The sequence below is a fragment of the Streptomyces sp. NPDC085900 genome (assembly GCF_044540925.1).
Classification (GTDB): Bacteria; Actinomycetota; Actinomycetes; order Streptomycetales; family Streptomycetaceae; genus Streptomyces; species Streptomyces gilvifuscus.
Genome location: NZ_JBITSP010000006.1, coordinates 134,059 through 156,586, shown reverse-complemented (window position 1 = coordinate 156,586; position 22,528 = coordinate 134,059). Strand labels below are relative to the sequence as shown.

The window sequence follows — 22,528 nt, the reverse complement described above, 5'->3', positions numbered from 1 at the left end:
AGGCACACCACATGAACTGGGACGACACCACCGACACCTCCGCCGAGCGGCTCGTCGGTGCGTCCGCCGACCGTGAGGACCAGGCCGTCGAGGCCGCCCTGCGCCCCAAGGACCTGGGCGAGTTCATCGGCCAGGAGAAGGTCCGCGAGCAGCTCGACCTGGTGCTGCGCGCCGCCCGCGCGCGCGGCGCCACCGCCGACCACGTGCTCCTCTCCGGCGCCCCGGGCCTCGGCAAGACCACCCTCTCGATGATCATCGCGGCGGAGATGGGCGCCCCCATCCGCATCACCAGCGGACCCGCCATCCAGCACGCCGGCGACCTGGCCGCGATCCTGTCCTCCCTCCAGGAGGGCGAGGTCCTCTTCCTCGACGAGATCCACCGCATGTCCCGGCCCGCCGAGGAGATGCTGTACATGGCCATGGAGGACTTCCGCGTCGACGTCATCGTCGGCAAGGGCCCCGGCGCCACCGCGATCCCGCTCGAACTGCCCCCCTTCACCCTGGTCGGCGCCACCACGCGCGCGGGCCTGCTGCCGCCCCCGCTGCGCGACCGCTTCGGCTTCACCGCGCACATGGAGTTCTACGAGCCCGCCGAGCTGGAGCGGGTCATCCACCGCTCCGCGAACCTGCTCGACGTCGAGATCCAGGCCGACGGCGCCGCCGAGATCGCCGGCCGCTCCCGCGGCACGCCCCGCATCGCCAACCGCCTGCTGCGCCGCGTACGGGACTACGCCCAGGTCAAGGCCGACGGGCTCATCACACGGGACATCGCGGCCGCGGCCCTCGCGGTGTACGAGGTCGACGCCCGCGGCCTCGACCGCCTCGACCGCGGTGTACTGGAGGCACTGCTGAAGCTGTTCGGCGGCGGACCGGTCGGCCTGTCCACCCTCGCCGTCGCGGTGGGGGAGGAGCGCGAGACCGTCGAAGAGGTCGCCGAGCCCTTCCTCGTACGGGAGGGACTGCTGGCCCGCACCCCCCGCGGCCGCGTCGCCACGCCCGCCGCATGGGCGCATCTCGGCCTCACCCCGCCCCGCTCCGCCACTGCGGGAAACGGACAACAGGACCTGTTCGGGACGTGATGCCATTGTGACGGCGTCGGCATTGGCCGGGTCAGGAACCCAGGTGCCATGCTGAGCGTTGTTCCATGCGCGCGGACTCGCTTAGACTCCGCCGATGCCGCCTTTGTCGGCGGTATACATACCCCCATCCATGAGGCCGCTCTCCATCGCGGTCGTGCGAAGGAAATTCCGTCCCGTGAATATCACCATGCTCCTCCCGTTCATCGTGCTCATCGGGGCCATGTTCCTCATGACCCGTTCGGCCAAGCGCAAGCAGCAGCAGGCCCAGCAGATGCGGAACGAGATGCAGCCCGGCAGCGGCGTCCGCACGATCGGGGGCATGTACGCGACGGTCAAGGAGGTCAACGAGGACACCGTCCTCCTCGACGCCGGCCCGGGCGTCGATCTCCTCTTCGCGAAGAACGCCATCGGTACCGTGCTCAGCGATGACGAGTACAACCGCATCGTGCACGGCATCGAGCACGACCTGAAGTCCGACACCGACGTCGTCCCGGACGACGCCTCCTCCCTCACCGAGACCGACGACTCCGCCGACGAAGCTGCCGCCGCCTCCGACGACAAGTCCGTCGACCTCGGCAAGAAGGACGCGACCGAGGAGCCGGCCGACGAGACCGCCGCCACGGAGACGAAGTCGGGCGAGGAGCCGAAGAAGACCGACGGCGACTCCGACGCGAAGTAGTCACGTCCCGGGGCGCGCGGCCGACCTAGCGCGCCCCGGGACGTGCTCATCTCGCACACGGGGATCCCGACACCATGTCATGGCCGACACCGCGCTGACCCGGCGTGGAGCGGCCCGAGAGGGAGTACGAGAAGGTGGCAGCACCTAAAAAGGGCCGAAGCGCGAGCGCCCAGAGCAAGCCAGGGCGCTCGCTGGCCCTCATTCTGATCGCCATCGTGGCGCTCACCGGTGGAATGTTCGCCTCCGGGAACACCACTCCGCGCCTCGGCATCGACCTGGCCGGTGGTACGAGCATCACCCTTCAGGCGGTGAACGAGCCGGGCCAGCCCAACGCGATCAACAAGACCAACATGGACACCGCGGTCGCCATCATGAACCGCCGTGTCAACGGTCTGGGCGTGTCCGAGACGGAGGTCCAGACCCAGGGCAGCAGCAACATCATCGTCAACATCCCTCGGGGCACGAACTCCAAGGAAGCGCGCGACCAGGTCGGCACCACCGCCAAGCTGTACTTCCGCCCGGTGCTCACCACCGAGGTCTCCGGCGGCTCCGCGACGGCCAGCCCGTCGCCCAGCACCTCCGGCAGCCCCTCGGCCAAGGCCACCGACAAGGGACAGAAGGCCACCGGCACGTCGACGCCTTCCTCCTCCGCGAGCCCGTCGGCCACGGCCACCTCGCAGGGCCGCGCGGTCACCGACGCCCTCAAGGCGACCTCGACGCCGAGCGCCACCGCCTCCTCCGGCTCGAAGACGTCCGCCAGCCCCACCCCGTCGGCGAGCGGCAGCTCGGCCGCCAGCGACGCGGCCACCAAGCTGCAGGCGCAGTACGCCGCCCTCGACTGCACCAAGAAGTCGGCTCAGACCACCGCCGGCAAGAACGCCAAGGCCACCGAGTCCACCGTCGCCTGCGGCAAGAACTCCTCGGGCCAGTGGCAGAAGTACATCCTCGGCCCCGCGGCCGTCGACGGAACGGACGTGAAGAAGGCCCAGGCCGTCTTCAACACGCAGAGCAGCGCCGGCTGGACCGTCACCATGGAGTTCACCTCCAAGGGCGCCAAGAAGTTCGGCGACATCACCGGTGAGCTGGCCAAGAACCAGCCCCCGCAGAACCAGTTCGCGATCGTCCTCGACGGCAACGTGGTCTCCGACCCGCGCGTCTCGGAGGCGCTGACCGGCGGCAGCGCGGAGATCACCGGCAGCTTCAACCAGCAGGAGGCCCAGGGCCTCGCCAACATGCTGTCCTACGGCGCGCTCCCGCTCTCCTTCAAGGAGCAGAGCGTGACCACCGTGACGGCCGCGCTCGGTGGTGAGCAGCTGCACGCCGGTCTGATCGCGGGCGCGATCGGCCTGGGCCTGGTCATCATCTACCTGCTCGCCTTCTATCGCGGGCTGTCGATCGTCGCGATCCCCTCGCTGCTGGTGTCCGCGATCCTCACCTACGTGATCATGTCGCTGCTCGGCCCGACGATCCACTTCGCGCTGAACCTGCCGGCCGTCTGCGGCGCCATCGTCGCCATCGGTATCACCGCGGACTCGTTCATCGTGTTCTTCGAACGCATCCGGGACGAGATCCGCGAGGGCCGCTCGTTGCGTCCCGCCGTCGAGCGGGCCTGGCCGCGCGCCCGGCGCACCATCCTGGTCTCCGACTTCGTGTCGTTCCTGGCCGCCGCGGTGCTGTTCATCGTGACCGTCGGCAAGGTCCAGGGCTTCGCGTTCACGCTCGGTCTGACCACCGTGCTCGACGTGGTCGTCGTCTTCTTCTTCACCAAGCCGCTGATGACGCTCCTCGCCCGACGCAAGTTCTTCGCGAGCGGCCACAAGTGGTCGGGGCTCGACCCGAAGGGCCTGGGCGCCAAGGCCCCCCTGCGCCGCACCCGCCGTCCCTCCGGCCCCGTCGCCGGCCCTGTCGACCCGAAGGAAGCGTGAGCGATGTCGAAACTCGGCAACCTCGGCGCCCGACTCCACCGCGGCGAGATCAGCTACGACTTCGTCGGTAAGCGCAAGATCTGGTACGGCATCTCCATCCTGATCACCATCACGGCCATCGTCGGCCTGGCGGTGCGCGGCCTGAACATGGGCATCGACTTCCGGGGCGGCGCCGTCTTCACCACCGGGAAGACCAGCGTCTCGGTGGCGCAGGCGGAGTCCTACGCGGCGCGGGCGGCCGGCCATGACGCCGTGGTGCAGAAGCTCGGCACCGGCGGCCTGCGCATCCAGATCGCGGGCATGGACACCGCGAAGTCGGACGCCACCAAGGCCGAGCTGGCCAAGGACATGAACATGTCCCCCGAGTCCATCGCGGCCGACCTGGTCGGCCCGAGCTGGGGTGACCAGATCGCCAACAAGGCCTGGGAGGGCCTCGGCATCTTCATGGTCCTCGTGGTGATCTACCTGGCGATCGCCTTCGAGTGGCGGATGGCGCTCGCGGCCCTTGTCGCGCTGATCCACGACATCACCATCACGACCGGTATCTACGCCCTGGTCGGCTTCGAGGTCACGCCCGGCACGGTCATCGGTCTGCTGACGATCCTCGGTTACTCGCTCTACGACACGGTCGTCGTCTTCGACAGCCTCAAGGAGCAGACGAAGGACATCACCAAGCAGACCCGCTTCACCTACAGCGACATCGCCAACAGGTCGATCAACGGCACCCTCGTCCGCTCGATCAACACGACGGTCGTCGCGCTGCTGCCGGTCGCGGGCCTGCTGTTCATCGGCGGCGGCTTCCTCGGCGCGGGAACGCTCAACGACATCTCGCTGTCGCTGTTCGTCGGCCTCGCGGCCGGTGCGTACTCATCGATCTTCATCGCCACGCCGCTCGTCGCCGACCTCAAGGAGCGCGAGCCGCAGATGAAGGCGCTCAAGAAGCGCGTCCTCGCCAAGCGCGCCCAGGCCGCCGCGCAGGACGAGCAGCCGGAGACGGTGGACGACGGCTACGCCGACGAGCCCGAGGACGCCGCCGCGGCGGTCGTCGGCCCGCGCCACCAGCCCGCGTCCCGCAACCGCGGCCGTGGCCGTCCGTCCGGGAAGCGCCGATGACCGACATCCAGGAGTTGCTGCTCAGCCGTATCCGCGATGTCGCGGACTACCCGGAGCCCGGCGTGATGTTCAAGGACATCACGCCGCTCCTGGCGGACCCGGCGGCCTTCACGGCGCTCACCGACGCGCTCGCCGAGGTCGCGGCGACCACGGGCGCCACCAAGGTCGTCGGCCTGGAGGCCCGCGGCTTCATCCTCGGCGCCCCGGTCGCCGTCCGCGCCGGCCTCGGTTTCATCCCCGTCCGCAAGGCGGGCAAGCTCCCCGGAGCGACCCTCGCCCAGGCGTACGACCTGGAGTACGGCTCGGCGGAGATCGAGGTCCACGCGGAGGACCTGTCGGCAGACGACCGCATCCTCATCATCGACGACGTGCTCGCCACCGGCGGCACCGCCGAGGCCTCGATCCGGCTGATCCGCCGGGCGGGCGCCGAGGTCGCGGGTCTGGCCGTCCTGATGGAGCTGGGATTCCTGGGTGGCCGCGCTCGCCTGGAGCCCGCCCTCAAGGGCGCCCCCCTGGAGGCCGTACTCGCTCTCTGAGCAGAGTTCCGGAAAACGACGCGGCCCCGAATGCGCGCTTGTCGCACATTCGGGGCCGCGTTGTTTTCCCTGCTGTTTACGAAATCCGGTTGACGGCTAAATCAGCAGTCTTCGATGTCGTTGGTTATGATGGTGCCGGGCTCCTTGCGGTGGCCCTTCTCATCGCCCCCGGCGGTGATGCGGTGCAGGTTGTTCTCCTGGCCGTCCTTCCACCAGACACACAGGTGCTTCGTGGTGCTGCACGTGTTGTGGTAGTAGATGGTGGTCGTGGTGGTCCCGTCGGCCCAGGACCAGTTGAAGCACCCCGAGCTGCCTCGGTGCGTCGACATGGGGGCCGCGGTCGCCGCCTGGGCGGGAAGCGCGAAAGCCGCACTCATACCGACTGCCAGAGCCGCGGCCGCCACTGTCTTGCCAAGCATTCTCATGCTCATCCCGTTTCTTTTTTCTTTAGAAGCGGAATTGGTCATTTTCCGCTTCTGGGTCGAAGTGGATCTTATGCGGCGCCCGATGTTCGAGTCAACAGAATTGATTTCTCTGGTTTTCCCGCTCTGTCCAATTAGTGACTTTCAGGAAAAAGCTTTTCGATTTCTTTGCGAGGTCGTGGAATGTAGTGGCGGTCACCCGTGTTACGCGTGTAGACGGCCCTCACATCGGCCTGAAGGCGATCCTGCGCCCCAGGATCGCTACCATGGGTCCTCCGGAGCCTGACCGGGGGACCCGGATCGCGCACGAGGAGTCCTCTTGCCAGACGAGGCCCAGCACCTGACCGCCGCCAAGCCCGAGTCCGCCTCGGCAGCCGCGGCCAAGCCCGCGCCGACCGAGCCGGTCGCCAAGAACGACACCCGCGGGCCGGTCGAGCACGCCCAGTCCGCGCCCGTCGACAAGTCGGCCGAAGAGTCCCGCCCCAAGCCGGCCCCGTCCGAGAGCGCGGCGCCCGCCGCCCCTGCGGTGCGCCCGAACACCGGTCAGCCCGCCCGCTCCGGCTCCTCCAACCGCGTCCGCGCCCGCCTCGCCCGCCTCGGCGTCCAGCGCTCCAACCCGTACAACCCGGTGCTGGAGCCGCTGCTGCGGATAGTGCGCAGCAACGACCCGAAGATCGAGACGGCCACGCTCCGCAAGATCGAGACGGCCTACCAGGTCGCCGAGCGCTGGCACCGCGGCCAGAAGCGCAAGAGCGGCGACCCGTACATCACTCACCCCCTCGCGGTGACCACGATCCTCGCCGAGCTGGGCATGGATCCGGCCACGCTGATGGCGGGACTCCTGCACGACACCGTCGAGGACACCGAGTACGGCCTCGACCAGCTCCGCCGCGACTTCGGCGACTCCGTGGCCCTGCTGGTCGACGGCGTCACGAAGCTGGACAAGGTCAAGTTCGGCGAGGCCGCGCAGGCCGAGACCGTGCGCAAGATGGTCGTGGCGATGGCCAAGGACCCGCGCGTCCTGGTCATCAAGCTCGCCGACCGCCTGCACAACATGCGCACCATGCGCTACCTCAAGCGCGAGAAGCAGGAGAAGAAGGCGCGCGAGACCCTCGAGATCTACGCGCCGCTCGCCCATCGCCTGGGCATGAACACCATCAAGTGGGAGCTGGAGGACCTCGCCTTCGCGATCCTCTATCCCAAGATGTACGACGAGATCGTACGGCTGGTGGCGGAGCGGGCGCCGAAGCGCGACGAGTACCTGGCCATAGTGACCGACGAGGTGCAGCAGGACCTGCGCGCGGCCCGGATCAAGGCGACCGTCACCGGGCGACCGAAGCACTACTACAGCGTCTACCAGAAGATGATCGTCCGCGGCCGTGACTTCGCGGAGATCTACGACCTGGTGGGCATCCGCGTCCTCGTGGACACCGTCCGGGACTGCTACGCGGCCCTCGGCACCGTGCACGCGCGATGGAACCCGGTCCCCGGCCGGTTCAAGGACTACATCGCGATGCCGAAGTTCAACATGTACCAGTCGCTGCACACGACGGTCATCGGCCCCAACGGCAAGCCGGTCGAACTGCAGATCCGCACCTTCGACATGCACCGCCGCGCCGAGTACGGCATCGCCGCGCACTGGAAGTACAAGCAGGAGGCCGTCGCCGGTGCCTCCAAGGTGCGCACCGACGTGCCCAAGGCCGGCAAGAAGGACGACCACCTCAACGACATGGCGTGGCTGCGCCAGCTGCTGGACTGGCAGAAGGAGACCGAGGACCCGGGCGAGTTCCTGGAGTCCCTGCGCTTCGACCTGTCCCGCAACGAGGTCTTCGTCTTCACCCCCAAGGGCGACGTCATAGCGCTCCCGGCAGGTGCCACCCCCGTCGACTTCGCGTACGCGGTCCACACGGAGGTCGGCCACCGGACCATAGGAGCGCGGGTCAACGGCAGGCTCGTACCGCTGGAGTCCACGCTCGACAACGGCGACCTGGTGGAGGTCTTCACCTCCAAGGCGGCCGGCGCCGGCCCGTCCCGCGACTGGCTGGGCTTCGTCAAGTCGCCGCGCGCCCGCAACAAGATCCGGGCGTGGTTCTCCAAGGAGCGCCGCGACGAGGCGATCGAGCAGGGCAAGGACGCCATCGTCCGCGCGATGCGCAAGCAGAACCTGCCGATCCAGCGCATCCTCACCGGTGACTCGCTGGTCACGCTCGCCCACGAGATGCGCTACCCGGACATCTCCGCGCTGTACGCGGCGATCGGCGAGGGCCATGTCTCGGCGCAGAACGTCGTGCAGAAGCTCGTCTCCGCGCTCGGCGGCGAAGAGGCGGCCACCGAGGAGATCGACGAGTCGGTCCCGCCGACCCGAAGCCGCCGCAAGCGCCGCTCCAGCACGGACCCGGGCGTCGTCGTCAAGGGCGTCGACGACGTGTGGGTCAAGCTGGCCCGCTGCTGCACGCCCGTCCCCGGCGACCCGATCATCGGTTTCGTCACGCGGGGTAGTGGCGTATCGGTTCACCGCAGCGACTGCGTCAACGTGGAGTCACTGTCCCGCGAGCCCGAGCGCATCCTCGACGTCGAGTGGGCGCCCACCCAGTCCTCGGTCTTCCTGGTCGCCATCCAGGTCGAGGCCCTGGACCGCTCGCGGCTCCTGTCCGACGTCACCCGCGTCCTGTCCGACCAGCACGTCAACATCCTCTCGGCGGCCGTACAGACCTCCCGCGACCGGGTCGCCACCTCGCGCTTCACCTTCGAGATGGGCGACCCCAAGCACCTCGGTCACGTCCTGAAGGCCGTACGAGGCGTCGAGGGCGTCTACGACGTGTACCGGGTCACCTCGGCGCGCAACCGCACCTAGAGAGCACGAGAAGGGCCCCGTACGCGATGTACGGGGCCCTTCTCGTCGTATCCGCCGCCGGGACTAGCCGCCGAACTCCTGCAGGCCCTTGAGCGCCTGGTCCAGCAGGGCCTGGCGGCCCTCCAGCTCACGCTCGAGCTTGTCGGCCTTGGCGGTGTTGCCCTGGGCGCGCGCCTGCTCGATCTGGCCCCGGAGCTTGTCCACCGCGGCCTGGAGCTGACCGGTCAGACCCTCGGCACGCGCGCGTGCCTCCGGGTTGGTCCGGCGCCACTCGGCCTCCTCGGCCTCCTGGATGGCCCGCTCGACCGCGTGCATCCGGCCCTCGACCTTCGGGCGGGCGTCGCGCGGCACGTGGCCGATGGCCTCCCAGCGCTCGTTGACCGAGCGGAAGGCGGCCCGCGCCGCCCGCAGGTCCGTCACCGGGAGGATCTTCTCTGCCTCCTCGGCCAGCTCCTCCTTGAGCTTCAGGTTCTCCGACTGCTCCGCGTCACGCTCGGCGAAGACCGAACTGCGGGCGGCGAAGAAGACGTCCTGGGCGCCGCGGAAGCGGTTCCACAGGTCGTCCTCGTGCTCGCGCTGCGCCCGGCCCGCGGCCTTCCACTCGGCCATCAGCTCGCGGTACCGGGCCGCCGTCGGACCCCAGTCCGTCGAACCCGACAGCCCCTCCGCCTCGGAGACCAGCCGCTCCTTGGTCCGGCGGGCCTCCTCGCGCTGCGCGTCGAGCGCCGCGAAGTGCGCCTTGCGCCGCTTGGAGAACGCCGAACGGGCGTGCGAGAAGCGATGCCAGAGCTCGTCGTCCGACTTGCGGTCCAGCCGCGGCAGGCCCTTCCAGGTGTCCACCAGCGCCCGCAGCCGCTCACCCGCGGCCCGCCACTGGTCGGACTGCGCCAGCTGCTCCGCCTCGGCGACCAGCTCCTCCTTGGCGTGCCGCGCCTCGTCGGACTGCTTGGCCCGCTGCTGCTTGCGCTCCTCCCGGCGGGCCTCGACGGTCTGAACGAGCTTGTCCAGCCGCTGCCGCAGCGCGTCCAGGTCGCCGACCGCGTGGTGGGCGTCGACCTGCTCGCGGATGTGGTCGATGGCCGCCTGGGCGTCCTTCGCGGACAGGTCGGTGGTCTTGACTCGCTTCTCGAGGAGGCCGATCTCCACAACCAGGCCCTCGTACTTGCGCTCGAAGTAGGCCAGCGCCTCCTCAGGGGAGCCGGCCTGCCAGGAACCGACGACCTGCTCGCCGTCGGCCGTACGCACGTACACGGTCCCCGTCTCGTCGACGCGGCCCCACGGGTCGCTGCTCACAGCGCCTCCTCCACATGATGCCTGCGAGGGGCCTCACTGCCCCCGGGCATCGTCCACAGTTTCGTCACGGCCAACATAGGCGACGTGCGGGCGGCCTGTCCGCACCCGCACGACCGAAATTTCGCACCTCGGGGTCCGGATGCGGTGCTCAAAGGCTCAGGACTTGGTGACCGTGGCCTTGTTGATCACGACCGTGGCGTTCGGCGCGCCGTCGCCCTGACCCGTGCTCTCGCCCGCGGCGGCGATCTTCTTGAGAACCTTCATGCCCGACGCCGACACGGTACCGAACGGTGTGTAGCTGGCCGGCAGCTGACTGTCCTGGTAGACGAGGAAGAACTGGCTGCCGCCGGTGTGCTTCTGTCCGGTGTTCGCCATCGCGACCGTGCCCGCCGGGTAGACACCGCCCTTCAGGCTTTTGTCCTTCAGGTTCTCGTCCGGGATCGTGTAGCCGGGACCGCCGCTGCCGGTGCCCGTCGGGTCGCCGCACTGCAGCACGTAGATGCCGTTGGTGGTGAGCCGGTGGCACTTCGTGTGGTCGAAGAAGCCCTTCGAGGCGAGGAAGTCGAAGGAGTTCACGGTGTGCGGGGCCGCCGACGTCTTCAGCGCGATGTCTATGTCACCGCACGTCGTGGCGAGCTTCATCGTGTACTTCGCCGACTTGTCGATCGTCACCGCCGGCTCCTTCTTCCAGCTGAGCTTCTCCACGGAGCCCTTGGCGGCCTTCTCGCACGGGTCGGGCGCCTTGCTGGTGGGCGTGGCGCTCGGGGTGGTCTGCGAACTGGCGTTGGCCTTGTCGTCGCCCTTCATCACCCCGGTCGTGTACAGGGCCACGCTGCCGATCAGGATCACGCCGAGCACCGACGCGATCACCGAGTTGCGCATGCGTGCCTTGCGCCGCGCCTCCGTACGCCGCTGCTGCTGTCGCAGAAACTTCTCGCGCGCGAGCTGCCGCTTCCGCTGTTCCTGGCTGACCACCGGGTTTTCTCCTCATGCGTCTCGTACGTCGACTGGGACGCGTGCGTCTTGTGAGCCGACCGCCTGCGTGTGCCCCGTACCGTATATGGGTTCGCTGAGGATTCGGCAGCGCCGGTAGGCTCTGGCAGTGGCGACGGCCATTCGTTCACGGCCGTCGCAGCCGCCCGTACCGACACAACGAAGGACGATCGTGCTCATTGCCGGGTTCCCCGCCGGGGCCTGGGGGACGAACTGTTATCTCGTCGCCCCCGCCGCCGGTGAGGAGTGCGTGATCATCGACCCGGGCCATCAGGCCGCCCAAGGAGTCGAGGAAGCGCTGAAGAAGCATCGGCTCAAGCCCGTCGCCGTCGTCCTCACCCATGGCCACATCGACCATGTGGCCTCGGTCGTCCCGGTGTGCGGCGCGCACGACGTGCCCGCCTGGATCCACCCCGAGGACCGCTACATGATGGCGGACCCCGAGAAGGCGCTCGGCCGTTCCATCGGGATGCCGCTCATGGGCGAGCTCACCGTGGGGGAGCCGGACGACGTCAGGGAGCTGGCCGACGGTGCGCAACTGGCGCTGGCGGGACTGGAGTTCTCCGTCGCGCACGCGCCGGGCCATACCAAGGGGTCGGTGACCTTCCAGATGCCCGAGACGACCGACATCCCGTCGGTGTTCTTCTCCGGGGATCTGCTCTTCGCCGGCTCCATCGGACGCACCGACCTGCCCGGCGGTGACATGGCCGAGATGCTCGACTCGCTGGCCCGCGTGTGCCTGCCGCTCGACGACTCGACCGTGGTGCTGTCCGGCCACGGCCCCCAGACGACCATCGGCCAGGAGCGCGCCACCAACCCGTATCTGCGGCAGGTGGCCGCCGGCCAGGGAGCCGCCGAGGCTCCCCGACGAGGAATGTGACGAGAGACTTCGTGAGCACCTTCAAGGCCCCCAAGGGCACGTACGACCTGATCCCGCCGGACTCCGCGAAGTTCCTGGCGGTGCGCGAGGCGATCGCCGCCCCGCTGCGTGCCGCCGGCTACGGCTACATCGAGACCCCCGGCTTCGAGAGCGTCGAGCTCTTCGCGCGCGGTGTCGGCGAGTCCACCGACATCGTGACCAAGGAGATGTACGCCTTCGAGACCAAGGGCGGCGACAAGCTGGCCCTGCGCCCCGAGGGCACGGCGTCCGTGCTGCGCGCGGCGCTGGAGGCCAACCTGCACAAGCTGGGCAACCTCCCGGTCAAGCTCTGGTACTCCGGCTCGTACTACCGCTACGAGCGCCCACAGAAGGGCCGTTACCGCCACTTCTCGCAGGTCGGCGCCGAGGCGATCGGCGCGGAGGATCCGGCGCTGGACGCAGAGCTGATCATCCTTGCCGACCAGGCGTACCGCTCGCTGGGCCTCAGCGACTTCCGCATCCTGCTCAACAGCCTTGGCGACAAGGAGTGCCGGCCGGTCTACCGGGCCGCGCTGCAGGACTTCCTGCGCGGCCTCGACCTCGACGAGGACACCCTGCGCCGCGCCGAGATCAACCCGCTGCGCGTCCTCGACGACAAGCGCGAGTCGGTCCAGAAGCAGCTCGGCGACGCGCCGTTGCTGCGCGACTACCTCTGCGACGCCTGCAAGGCGTACCACGAGGAGGTCCGCGAGCTGATCACGGCGGCGGGCGTGGCCTTCGAGGACGACCCCAAGCTGGTGCGCGGCCTGGACTACTACACCCGTACGACCTTCGAGTTCGTGCACGACGGTCTGGGCTCCCAGTCCGCGGTGGGCGGCGGCGGCCGCTACGACGGCCTGTCGGAGATGATCGGCGGCCCCGCGCTGCCGTCCGTCGGCTGGGCCCTCGGCGTCGACCGCACGGTCCTGGCCCTGGAGGCGGAGGGCGTCGAGCTCGAACTGCCCTCCACCACCAGCGTGTTCGCGGTACCGCTCGGCGAGGAGGCCCGCCGGGTCCTCTTCTCGAAGGTCACCGAACTGCGCAAGGTCGGCGTCGCGGCGGACTTCTCCTACGGCGCCAAGGGCCTCAAGGGCGCGATGAAGAACGCCAACCGCAGCGGCGCCCGCTACGCGATCGTGGCCGGCGAACGCGACCTCGCCGAGGGCGTCGTACAGCTCAAGGACATGGAGTCCGGCGAGCAGACGGCCATCGGCGTGAACGAGATCGTGGCGGAACTGGAGTCACGGCTCGGCTGAGAACCGCACGAAGGGCGCCGGAACCACCCTCCGGCGCCCTTCTCACTGCTCCAGCAGCCCGAACCGCATCGCACTCGTCACCGCGGCCGTCCGGTCGTCGACGTCCAACTTGGTGAAGACGCGCAGCAGATGGGTCTTCACCGTCGACTCGCCTATGAAGAGGCGGCGGCCGATCTCCGCGTTGGTGCAGCCCTCCGCCACCAGGCGCAGCACCGCCGTCTCGCGATCCGACAGGCGGGGCCGCTCCGGCTTCGTCCGCAACTGGTCCACCAGCCGGGCCGCGACCGACGGGGCCAGTACCGTCTCGCCGCGCGCGGCCGCCCGTACCGCCTCCGCGAGTTCACCGCGTGGCATGTCCTTGAGCAGATAGCCCGCGGCCCCGGCCTCCACGGCCCGCAGGATGTCCCGGTCCGTCTCGTACGTCGTCAGGACGACCACCCGGCAGGCCAGCCCCGCCTCACTCATCCGCACGATCGAGTCGACGCCCCCGCCGCCCGGCATCCGCAGGTCCATCAGGACGATGTCGGGCCGCAGTTCGGCCGCCAGCGCCTCCGCCTGCGGACCGCTCGCCGCGTCGGCGACCACGTCGAGGTCCGGTTCGGCGCTGAGCATCGCCCGCAGACCTTCGCGTACGACGGGATGGTCGTCGGCGAGGACGATACGGATCACGGACGACTCCTCACCGGAGACAGGGGCAGGCTGACCGTCACCGTCGTGCCGCCCCCCGGTTCGCTGTCGATGCGTGCCGTGCCGCCGACCTCGGTGGCCCGGGCCCGCAGCCCCGCCAGGCCGTAACCGTCGCAGGGGGCGCCCGGGTCGAAGCCGCGGCCGTCGTCCCGTACCAGGAGCGTGAGCGCGTCGTCGGCGTACGTCAGCTCGATGCCCACCGCGGCCGAACTCCCGGCGTGCTTACGGGCGTTGGCCAGCGCCTCCTGGCAGGAGCGCAGGGCCACGACCTCGGGGCCGGCCGGCAGCGTGCGCACCGGGCCGCGCACCCGGAGCGCCGCCTCGTGACGAGCGGCCAGGCGGCGCAGGGCGTCGGGGAGGGAGGCGCCGTCGAGGTCGGCCGGTGCGGCGCCGGCGACCAGGGCGCGCGCCTCGGCGAGGTTCTGCCGGGCCGTCTCGTCCATCAGCGCGAGGTGACGGCGGGCCTCGGGCAGGTCGTGGTCCAGTTCCGCCTCCACCGCCTGGACCAGCATCAGCAGGCTGGTGAAGCCCTGCGCCAGGGTGTCGTGGATCTCCCGGGCCATCCGCTCCCGCTCGGCCAGGGCGCCGTGCGCGGCGGAGAGACGGGAGATCTCGTGGCGGCTGGCGTCGAGTTCGGCGATCAGCTCGGCCCGCTCCTCACTCTGCTCGATGATCCGGATGATCCAACTGCCCACCACCGTCGAGAAGCCGAGACTGACCAGCGCGGACAGCGAGTTGCCCAGCAGGTCCCTGCCGTCCGGGTGCCACAGCAGCGCCCAGCCGACGACCGGCGCGACATTGATCAGCGTGACGGCGACGAGCGCCCTGCGCATCCGCAGCGCCATGAAGCACTGGGGCACGAGCGCGAACGCCATCAGCCGGGTCTCGCCCGCCAGCACCGACGACGGCAGGAACAGCACCATCGTCCCGCTCAGATACCGCAGCGCCCGGCGCTCGTCCGGCTGCTCCTCCTGCAACAGGGCGCGCCCCAGGGCGATGTACCAGGGCACGAGGGGCACGAGCAGCCCGGCGGCGACCGCGCGCACCGGACCCTGCGAACCCCCGCCGACGAGAACCCAAGCCAGGGTGGCGGCCCACGCGATCGCGAAGTAGACGTCCCAGAGCCCGATCGTGCGGTCCCACGCGTGGTCGCCGCGGGCCGCGCCACGGCCGGTCAGCCGTCGCGCCGCTCCTTCCAGCGAAAGGTCAGCAGACACAGCACCAATCCTCCGACGCACCAGGCGGCCAGCACCAGGGCGACCTTCCCGAACTCCCAGCTCCCGGCCTGCTCCAGGACCCGCGCCGAGTCCGGCAGGAAGACGCCCCGAAGACCCTGGCACAGCCACTTCAGCGGGAACAGGGCACCGACGTTCAGCATCCAGTCGGGGATCGTGTCGATGGAGATGTACACCCCGGAGACGAACTGCAGGACCAGGAAGGGCAGTACGACCACGGAGCTCGCGCTCTTCGCCGACTTGGGCACCGAGCTGATCGCGATGCCCAGCAGCGAACAGCCCGTCAGCCCGAGCACGAAGATCCAGCCGAAGTCGAACCAGCGGGACGCGTCCGACGGCAGCCGCACGCCGTAGAAGGCGGTGCCGGCGAACAGCAGGATCGCCGTCTCCACGACACCGGTGAACAGAACCAGCCAGATCTTGCCCAGGAAGTACGCGGCCGGAGGCATCGGCGTGCCCCGCAGCCGGCGCAGCACCTTCTCGTCGCGCTCGACGGCGATCGAGATGCCGAGCGACTGGAAGCTGGTCGACATGATGCCGGAGGCCATCATCGCGGGGACGTACAGCTGGGAGGCGTCGACACCGGAGCCGCGTACGTCGTCGTGGAAGATCGCCGCGAACAGGAACAGGAAGACGACCGGGAAGGAGAAGGTGAAGACGACCTGGTCCCGCTGGCGGAAGAACTGCTTGATCTCCAGCGCTCCCCGGCTCAGCCCCAGGGCCCACGCCCCGGGCAGCCCCCCGGTCCGCGCCCGGGCCCGGGTCGCCATGGCGGTCGTGGTCATCGCGCGTCCTCCTGTCCGGTCAGCCGGAGGTAGACGTCCTCCAGGGTGGGGCGGGTCACCAGCAGCCCCGGGATCTCGCCGTCGAAGCGGCGCATGAGCTCGGCGACCGTCCTGGTCGGGGTGTCCGTGTTTTCGCGGCGGGCGGTGCCGTCGGCCTCGGTCCACTCGACCGTGGCCCCGGTGCCGTACCGCTCCCGGAGAGCGGCGGGCTCGCCCTCGGCCACGACCCGGCCCCGGGCGACCACCGCGAGCCGGTCGGCCAGGGCCTCCGCCTCCTCCAGGTAGTGCGTGGTCAGCAGGATCGTCGTGCCCTCGTCGGCCAGCAGTCGGATCAGGTCCCAGAACATGCGGCGGGCGGCCGGGTCGAAGCCGGTCGTCGGCTCGTCCAGGAGCAGCAGTTCGGGGTCGCCGATCACCCCCAGGGCCACGTCGAGGCGGCGGCGCTGGCCGCCCGACAGCGCCTTGATCCGGTTGTCCGCCTTCGCCTCCAGACCCACCAGCCCGATGACCTCCTCGGGGTCCCGCGGCCTGGGGTAGTAGCGCGCGAAGTGCCGTACCGTCTCGTGGACCGTCAACTCCGCGGGCGCCGATTCGTCCTGCCAGACGATTCCCACACGCGACCTCCACGCGCGGGTGCCGGTCGCCGGATCGGACCCGAGCACCGACACCTCGCCGGCGTCCCGGCCGCGGTTGCCCTGGAGGATCTCCACGGTGGTGCTCTTGCCCGCGCCATTGGGTCCGAGCAGGCCGAACACCTCGCCGCGCCGGATGCCGAGGTCGATGCCGTCGACCGCGGTGACGTCCCCGTACCGCTTGCGCAGCCCCCGAACATCCACCGCGAGTTCGTTCACGTGTGCTGTCATGCCGTCGAGCCTCGTCCGGAATCGAACGCTCAGGGACGACCGTGCGTACTTCCTTATGTCCATCGAACGGTGGACAAGGTGCCGGGTGCGGCACAATGGCCCGTGCCCGATGAAGGTCCAACTCTCAAGCAGACGGAATCGACGTGATGAGCAAGACCTCAGTCAAAGACGTCTCCACCGAGCCGGAGCCGAGCGGCGTGGCCGCCGAGACGCGCACGGCCGGTGGCAGCCGCGCCTTCGCCCTGCTGCTGATCATCACCGGCGCGGCCGGGTTGCTCGCCGCGTGGGTCATCACGATCGACAAGTTCAAGCTCCTCGAGGCCAAGGTCGCGGGCAAGACCTTCACCCCGGGCTGCAGCCTCAACCCGGTCGTCTCCTGCGGCAGCGTGATGGAGTCCAAGCAGGCGGCCGCCTTCGGGTTCCCCAACCCGATGCTCGGCCTGGTCTGCTACGGCATCGTCATCTGCGTCGGCATGAGCCTGCTGGCCCGCGCCCGCTTCCCGCGCTGGTACTGGCTGACCTTCAACTTCGGCACGCTCTTCGGTGTGGCCTTCTGCACCTGGCTGCAGTTCCAGTCGCTGTACCGCATCAACGCGCTGTGCCTGTGGTGCTCGCTGGCCTGGGTCGCGACGATCACCATGTTCTGGTACGTGACCTCGTTCAACGTCCGCAACGACTTCCTGCCGGCCCCGCGCTGGCTGAAGGGCTTCTTCGGCGAGTTCACGTGGGTCCTGCCCGTCCTGCACGTCGGGATCATCGGCATGCTGGTCCTGACCCGCTGGTGGGACTTCTGGACCCGCTGACCCCGCGCCCCACGGGGCCCGGAAGGATTGTCAGTGCGGTGATTTAGGGTTTCATCGTGGAGCCCGACCTGTTCACCGCAGCCGCAGAAGAACGCCAGGAGAAGGATCCGGCAGGAATCCCCCTGGCGGTACGGATGCGCCCGCGCACCCTCGACGAGGTGGTGGGCCAGCAGCACCTGCTCAAGCCCGGCTCGCCCCTGCGCCGCCTGGTCGGCGAGGGCGCGGGCGGCCCGGCGGGACCCTCCTCGGTGATCCTTTGGGGCCCGCCCGGCACCGGCAAGACCACCCTCGCGTACGTCGTCTCCAAGGCCACCAACAAGCGCTTCGTCGAACTGTCGGCGATCACCGCGGGCGTCAAGGAGGTCCGCGCGGTCATCGACGGCGCCCGCCGCGCCACCGGCGGATACGGCAAGGAGACCGTCCTCTTCCTGGACGAGATCCACCGCTTCAGCAAGGCCCAGCAGGACTCCCTGCTGCCCGCGGTGGAGAACCGCTGGGTGACCCTGATCGCGGCAACCACCGAGAACCCGTACTTCTCGGTGATCTCCCCGCTGCTGTCCCGCTCCCTGCTGCTCACCCTCGAACCCCTGACCGATGACGACGTCCGTGGCCTGCTCAAGCGGGCGCTGAGCGACGAGCGCGGCCTGAAGGACGCCGTCGCCCTCCCCGAGGACACCGAGGACCACCTCCTGCGCATCGCCGGCGGCGACGCCCGCCGGGCTCTGACCGCCCTGGAGGCCGCCGCGGGCGCCGCCCTCGACAAGGGCGAGGCGGAGATCTCCCTGACCACCCTGGAGGAGACCGTCGACCGGGCGGCGGTCAAGTACGACCGCGACGGTGACCAGCACTACGACGTCGCCAGCGCCCTGATCAAGTCCATCAGGGGCTCGGACGTCGACGCCGCCCTGCACTACCTGGCCCGCATGATCGAGGCCGGGGAGGACCCCCGCTTCATCGCCCGCCGCCTGATGATCTCCGCCAGCGAGGACATCGGCCTGGCCGACCCCAACGCCCTGCCGATCGCCGTGGCCGCCGCCCAGGCCGTCGCCATGATCGGCTTCCCCGAGGCCGCTCTCACCCTCAGCCACGCCACCATCGCCCTCGCCCTGGCCCCCAAGTCCAACTCGGCGACGACCGCGATCGGTGCCGCACTGGACGACGTACGCAAGGGTCTGGCGGGAGCCGTGCCGCCGCATCTGCGCGACGGGCACTACAAGGGCGCCGCCAAGCTCGGGCACGCGCAGGGGTACGTCTATCCGCACGACCTGGCCGAGGGCATCGCCGAGCAGCAGTACGCCCCGGACGCTCTCAAGGACCGCGAGTACTACACCCCGACCCGGCACGGGGCGGAGGCCCGGTACGCGGACGCCGTGGAGTGGACCAGGACCCACCTCGGTCGGAAGCGCCCCTGAGAAGCCTGTAGACTTCGCCGGAGTGCCGAGTCCCGCGCAGTCAGAGGGGGACATCCGGCCGGAACCCCCAGCGGGTTCCAGGAGCGTCGCGCACCGTTCGAATGGTGTCGCGGGCAGCCCACCACCACCCGTCGCAGGACGGGACAGGTCGGTGGGCCACTCGCGTGCTGCACGTAGTGCCCAGACCAGGGGAGCGGCTGCCCACCGAAGTCCACCAGGACGAGGAGGGTTTCCCCGGCTGCGGATGCGACCTCCCTCAACCCTGACGAGCCGAATATCAGAAGGAAGAAAGAGACAGTGGCGAACCAGTCCCGCCCCAAGGTCAAGAAGTCGCGTGCCCTCGGCATCGCGCTGACCCCGAAGGCCGTCAAGTACTTCGAGGCCCGCCCCTACCCGCCGGGTGAGCACGGCCGTGGCCGCAAGCAGAACTCGGACTACAAGGTCCGTCTGCTGGAGAAGCAGCGTCTGCGCGCGCAGTACGACGTCTCCGAGCGCCAGCTGGTCCGTGCCTACGAGCGTGCCTCCAAGGTGCAGGGCAAGACCGGTGAGGCCCTGATCGTGGAGCTCGAGCGCCGTCTCGACGCCCTGGTGCTGCGTTCGGGCATCGCCCGCACGATCTACCAGGCCCGTCAGATGGTCGTTCACGGCCACATCGAGGTCAACGGTCAGAAGGTCGACAAGCCGTCGTTCCGCGTCCGTCCCGACGACGTCGTGATGGTCCGCGAGCGCAGCCGCGAGAAGACCCTCTTCCAGATCGCCCGTGAGGGCGGCTTCGCCCCCGAGGGCGAGACCCCGCGCTACCTGCAGGTGAACCTCAAGGCCCTGGCGTTCCGCCTGGACCGCGAGCCGAACCGCAAGGAAGTTCCGGTCATCTGCGACGAGCAGCTCGTCGTCGAGTACTACGCCCGCTGATCCTCGGCAGGCGGCAGTACCACCTCAGCCCGCCGTCTCCCCGCCCTTTCGGGTGCGGGAGGCGGCGGGTTCGTGCGTCTGCGCGCTTGCCGTCGCGTACCGCGCGGGCTCCCGCGGTGACGGCATGGCCCCCAGGGGCCGCCCCAGCGCCCGCGACACCGCGGCCTCTCGCACCAGCCGCGCCCCTTCCCGTACGCACTCCTCGTACCGCTCGTCGCCGAGCCGCTGTCTGGCCGTCGCCTCGCACAGCTGGTGCGGGGCGTTGTACTGGGCCGAACCGAACAGCGGCAGCCCCACCGACGGCCACATCCGGGCCGCCGCGCCCTGCAGCACCGCCGCCTCGGCCGCGTCGCCCTCCACCACCGTGACCAGGGCCAGCAGCTCGACCGCCAGCACCGAACCGAGCAGGTCGTGGAAGGCGTGGGCGCCGGTGAGGCAGTCACTGAGCAGGGCGCGGGCCCGGGCGGGATCGCCGTCGGCCCAGGCCGCGTACGCCAGGACGTACAGCGCGTAGCCGCGCGCCCACCGCTCCCCGTGGTCCTCGCAGATCCGCCGCACGTCCTCGCACATCCGCACCGCGCCCGGCAGATCGCCCTGGAAGGCGCGCGTCATCGCCAGCTCGACCCGGCCCATCAGCACATTGCTGTTGAGCTCGCCGATCTCCTCGTAGCGCTCCAGCGCCGAGCGCAGCAGCCGCTCCGCGCGCGGCATGTCGTCCGTGACCAGGGCCAGACAGCCCGTGCGGTGCTCCGCGTACGCCACCGCCGTCGGATCGCCGCAGCGCTCCGCCTCCTCCCGGCACTCCCGCAGTGCCGCCAGCGCGGCCACCGAGTCACCCTGCAGGATCGCCACATAGCCGAGCACCCAGAGGGCCTTCAGCCTTGACCGGTCGTGGCCCGAGTCCAGCTCCACGACCTGCTCCAGCCAGTGCCGTCCCTCGGCCAGCCGCCCGCAGCCGACCCAGCAGAACCACAGCGAGCCCGCCAGGTACTGGCCCAGATGGGCTTCTTCCGGCTCGGTCAGGCAGTGCTCCAGGGCGCAGCGCAGATTGGGCAGCTCGGCCTCCACCCGCGCGGCCACCTCGGCCTGGCGCGGCGAGAACCAGTCCAGCTCGCACCAGGTCGCCAGGCCCAGATACCAGTCCCGGTGCCGCCGCCGCAGCCTGGCCGCGTCCCCCGTCGCCTCCAGCCAGTCGGCTCCGTACTCCCGTACGGTGTCCAGCATCCGGTAGCGCACCCCGGCCGGTGTCTCCTCCCGCGCGATCACCGACTGCGCGAGCAGCTCGGTCAGTACGTCGAGGACGTCGTCGGCGTCGAGACCGTGCCCGCCGCACACGTACTCGACGGCCTCCAAATCGAACCGTCCGGCGAACACCGACAGCCGCGCCCACAGCAACCGCTCCCGCGGTGTGCACAGTTCATGGCTCCAGCCGATCGCCAGACGCAGCGTCCGATGCCGGGGGAGCCCGTCCCGGCCGCCGCCGGTCAGCAGGCGGAACCGGTCCTCCAGCCGCTCCAGCAACTGGCCGGGCGACAGGGCCCGCAGCCGGCCCGCCGCCAGCTCGATCGCGAGCGGAATCCCGTCCAGACGCCGGCACAGCGCGCGCACGTCCCGGTCGTCCGTGACCGATACGGCGTGCAGCGCGGCCCGCTCGGTGAACAGCTCCACCGCCTCGTCCTCGCCGAGCGGCGCCACCGGGAACACCCGCTCTCCCGGCACGCCCAGCGGACGGCGCCCCGCCGCGAGCACCCGGAGCCCGGGGACGGTCCGCAGCAACTCGCCCACCAGCTCGGCACACGCGTCCACCAGGTGCTCGAACCCGTCCAGGACCAACAGGAGTTGACGCTCGGCGAGATGGGCGAGCAGCGCCTCGCGCGGCGGCCGGGTTGTGTGATCGGTCAGGCCGAGCGCTTCCGCGACGGCGTGGTCGACGAACTCCGGATCCCGTACCGGCGCCAGCTCCACGCGCCGGACGCCGTCGCGCATCGCGTACCGGGCGGCCGCCCGTGCCGCGAGCCGCGACTTGCCGACCCCGCCGGCGCCGGTCACGGTGACCAGCCGTGCGGCGTCGAGCGCCCGCGCCAGCCCGGCGAGTTCGGCCGAGCGCCCCACGAAGGCGTCGAGCTCCTCAGGGAGGTTGCCATCCGCTGAACCGCCGTCGCGCTGATGTTGCCGCATGGGATACGGAGCGTACTGAACCGTATTCAGTCCGTACAATCTGCTTGCGCAACTCGGCAGCGTGTGGAAGGGAATCCGGTGCGGAGCGCCACCCCCGGCGCGATAGGCTCGGCCTACGACTTTTCCAGTGTTCGGGCAAGCAGAGGGAGCGGGTGCGCGTGGTGTCCGGTGGTGAGGTGGCCGGGATCCTGGTGGCAGTGTTCTGGGCGATCCTGGTCTCCTTCCTCGCGGTGGCCCTCGCGAGGCTGGCCCAGACGCTCAAGGCGACCACCAAACTGGTCGCGGACGTGACCGACCAGGCCGTCCCGCTGCTCGCCGACGCCTCCGCCGCGGTGCGCTCCGCGCAGACCCAGATCGACCGGGTCGACGCGATCGCGACCGACGTCCAGGAAGTCACCTCGAACGCCTCGGCGCTGTCGACCACCGTCGCCTCCACCTTCGGCGGCCCCCTGGTCAAGGTCGCGGCCTTCGGCTACGGCGTCCGCAGGGCCCTGGGTACCCGCCGGGACGACATGCCCACGAAGGAGCCGAGGCGTACCGTGATCGTGGGCCGGACCGTCCCGGCGTCTCGGCGGGGCAAGCGGAAGAAGGACTGAGACCTAGCG

At 70.0% G+C, this 22,528-nt stretch carries 20 protein-coding genes; 12 read left to right on the top strand and 8 right to left on the bottom strand.

What is annotated here, in order from left to right:
- Nucleotides 1-11 precede the first annotated feature (11 nt).
- The 5 genes from ruvB (at nucleotide 12) to ACIGDI_RS22195 (ending at nucleotide 5,332) form a co-directional block, all read left to right on the top strand.
- Complete coding sequence (ruvB, locus tag ACIGDI_RS22215) at nucleotides 12-1,079, top strand: Holliday junction branch migration DNA helicase RuvB (RefSeq protein ID WP_058926482.1); 1,068 nt, start codon at nucleotides 12-14, stop codon at nucleotides 1,077-1,079.
- Between the two features lie 187 nt (nucleotides 1,080-1,266).
- On the top strand, nucleotides 1,267-1,758 hold the full coding sequence (gene yajC / locus ACIGDI_RS22210; protein WP_399900021.1) for a preprotein translocase subunit YajC: 492 nt from the start codon (nucleotides 1,267-1,269) through the stop codon (nucleotides 1,756-1,758).
- Between the two features lie 134 nt (nucleotides 1,759-1,892).
- Nucleotides 1,893-3,683 carry a protein translocase subunit SecD gene (gene secD, locus ACIGDI_RS22205; protein WP_399899210.1) on the top strand — a complete coding sequence of 597 codons (1,791 nt, stop codon included), beginning with the start codon at nucleotides 1,893-1,895 and terminating at the stop codon, nucleotides 3,681-3,683.
- Between the two features lie 3 nt (nucleotides 3,684-3,686).
- On the top strand, nucleotides 3,687-4,796 hold the full coding sequence (gene secF, locus ACIGDI_RS22200; protein WP_399899207.1) for a protein translocase subunit SecF: 1,110 nt from the start codon (nucleotides 3,687-3,689) through the stop codon (nucleotides 4,794-4,796).
- On the top strand, nucleotides 4,793-5,332 hold the full coding sequence (locus ACIGDI_RS22195; RefSeq protein WP_399899204.1) for an adenine phosphoribosyltransferase: 540 nt from the start codon (nucleotides 4,793-4,795) through the stop codon (nucleotides 5,330-5,332). The genes secF and ACIGDI_RS22195 overlap by 4 nt, the downstream gene beginning before the upstream one ends.
- A gap of 101 nt (nucleotides 5,333-5,433) precedes the next feature.
- On the opposite strand, the gene ACIGDI_RS22190 is transcribed toward ACIGDI_RS22195, so the two are convergent.
- A complete protein-coding gene (locus ACIGDI_RS22190) occupies nucleotides 5,434-5,799 on the bottom strand; it encodes a hypothetical protein (RefSeq protein WP_399899202.1) in 366 nt (121 codons plus the stop codon).
- Nucleotides 5,800-6,073: 274 nt separating this feature from the next.
- On the opposite strand from ACIGDI_RS22190, the gene ACIGDI_RS22185 reads away from it, so the two are divergent.
- A complete protein-coding gene (locus ACIGDI_RS22185; protein ID WP_399899199.1) occupies nucleotides 6,074-8,608 on the top strand; it encodes a RelA/SpoT family protein in 2,535 nt (844 codons plus the stop codon).
- 63 nt (nucleotides 8,609-8,671) lie between these two features.
- Here the strand turns inward: ACIGDI_RS22185 and ACIGDI_RS22180 are convergent, their stop codons facing one another.
- On the bottom strand, nucleotides 8,672-9,901 hold the full coding sequence (locus ACIGDI_RS22180) for a DUF349 domain-containing protein (protein ID WP_399899196.1): 1,230 nt from the start codon (nucleotides 9,899-9,901) through the stop codon (nucleotides 8,672-8,674).
- 156 nt (nucleotides 9,902-10,057) lie between these two features.
- Entirely contained in the window at nucleotides 10,058-10,876 is an 819-nt protein-coding gene (locus ACIGDI_RS22175) for a peptidylprolyl isomerase (protein WP_399899193.1), read from the bottom strand.
- Nucleotides 10,877-11,066: 190 nt separating this feature from the next.
- On the opposite strand from ACIGDI_RS22175, the gene ACIGDI_RS22170 reads away from it, so the two are divergent.
- Nucleotides 11,067-11,774, top strand: coding sequence for an MBL fold metallo-hydrolase (locus ACIGDI_RS22170; protein ID WP_200699038.1), 708 nt, complete (start codon nucleotides 11,067-11,069; stop codon nucleotides 11,772-11,774).
- A gap of 11 nt (nucleotides 11,775-11,785) precedes the next feature.
- A complete protein-coding gene (gene hisS, locus ACIGDI_RS22165; protein ID WP_399899189.1) occupies nucleotides 11,786-13,048 on the top strand; it encodes a histidine--tRNA ligase in 1,263 nt (420 codons plus the stop codon).
- A 42-nt stretch (nucleotides 13,049-13,090) separates the two neighbouring features.
- Here the strand turns inward: hisS and ACIGDI_RS22160 are convergent, their stop codons facing one another.
- The 4 genes from ACIGDI_RS22160 to ACIGDI_RS22145 are packed head-to-tail and all read right to left on the bottom strand — an operon-like array spanning nucleotide 13,091 to nucleotide 16,618.
- Nucleotides 13,091-13,717 carry a response regulator gene (locus ACIGDI_RS22160; RefSeq protein ID WP_399899186.1) on the bottom strand — a complete coding sequence of 209 codons (627 nt, stop codon included), beginning with the start codon at nucleotides 13,715-13,717 and terminating at the stop codon, nucleotides 13,091-13,093.
- Nucleotides 13,714-14,913 carry a sensor histidine kinase gene (locus ACIGDI_RS22155; protein ID WP_399900018.1) on the bottom strand — a complete coding sequence of 400 codons (1,200 nt, stop codon included), beginning with the start codon at nucleotides 14,911-14,913 and terminating at the stop codon, nucleotides 13,714-13,716. Before ACIGDI_RS22155 ends, ACIGDI_RS22160 begins: the two co-directional genes overlap by 4 nt.
- Entirely contained in the window at nucleotides 14,910-15,755 is an 846-nt protein-coding gene (locus ACIGDI_RS22150) for an ABC transporter permease (RefSeq protein WP_399899183.1), read from the bottom strand. Before ACIGDI_RS22150 ends, ACIGDI_RS22155 begins: the two co-directional genes overlap by 4 nt.
- Entirely contained in the window at nucleotides 15,752-16,618 is an 867-nt protein-coding gene (locus ACIGDI_RS22145; RefSeq protein ID WP_399899180.1) for an ABC transporter ATP-binding protein, read from the bottom strand. Before ACIGDI_RS22145 ends, ACIGDI_RS22150 begins: the two co-directional genes overlap by 4 nt.
- A gap of 146 nt (nucleotides 16,619-16,764) precedes the next feature.
- Here ACIGDI_RS22145 and ACIGDI_RS22140 point away from each other — a divergent pair, with 146 nt between their 5' ends.
- The 3 genes from ACIGDI_RS22140 (at nucleotide 16,765) to rpsD (ending at nucleotide 19,745) form a co-directional block, all read left to right on the top strand.
- Nucleotides 16,765-17,421, top strand: coding sequence for a vitamin K epoxide reductase family protein (locus ACIGDI_RS22140; RefSeq protein WP_399899177.1), 657 nt, complete (start codon nucleotides 16,765-16,767; stop codon nucleotides 17,419-17,421).
- 56 nt (nucleotides 17,422-17,477) lie between these two features.
- Nucleotides 17,478-18,833 (top strand): replication-associated recombination protein A, encoded by a 1,356-nt coding sequence (locus ACIGDI_RS22135; RefSeq protein ID WP_399899174.1) that lies wholly within the window; start codon nucleotides 17,478-17,480, stop codon nucleotides 18,831-18,833.
- A 297-nt stretch (nucleotides 18,834-19,130) separates the two neighbouring features.
- Nucleotides 19,131-19,745 (top strand): 30S ribosomal protein S4, encoded by a 615-nt coding sequence (gene rpsD, locus ACIGDI_RS22130; protein ID WP_200699046.1) that lies wholly within the window; start codon nucleotides 19,131-19,133, stop codon nucleotides 19,743-19,745.
- 24 nt (nucleotides 19,746-19,769) lie between these two features.
- On the opposite strand, the gene ACIGDI_RS22125 is transcribed toward rpsD, so the two are convergent.
- Nucleotides 19,770-21,923, bottom strand: a complete 2,154-nt coding sequence (locus ACIGDI_RS22125) for an ATP-binding protein (protein WP_399899170.1) — start codon at nucleotides 21,921-21,923, stop codon at nucleotides 19,770-19,772.
- A gap of 152 nt (nucleotides 21,924-22,075) precedes the next feature.
- On the opposite strand from ACIGDI_RS22125, the gene ACIGDI_RS22120 reads away from it, so the two are divergent.
- Nucleotides 22,076-22,519, top strand: coding sequence for a DUF948 domain-containing protein (locus tag ACIGDI_RS22120; protein WP_200699048.1), 444 nt, complete (start codon nucleotides 22,076-22,078; stop codon nucleotides 22,517-22,519).
- Nucleotides 22,520-22,528 lie beyond the last annotated feature (9 nt).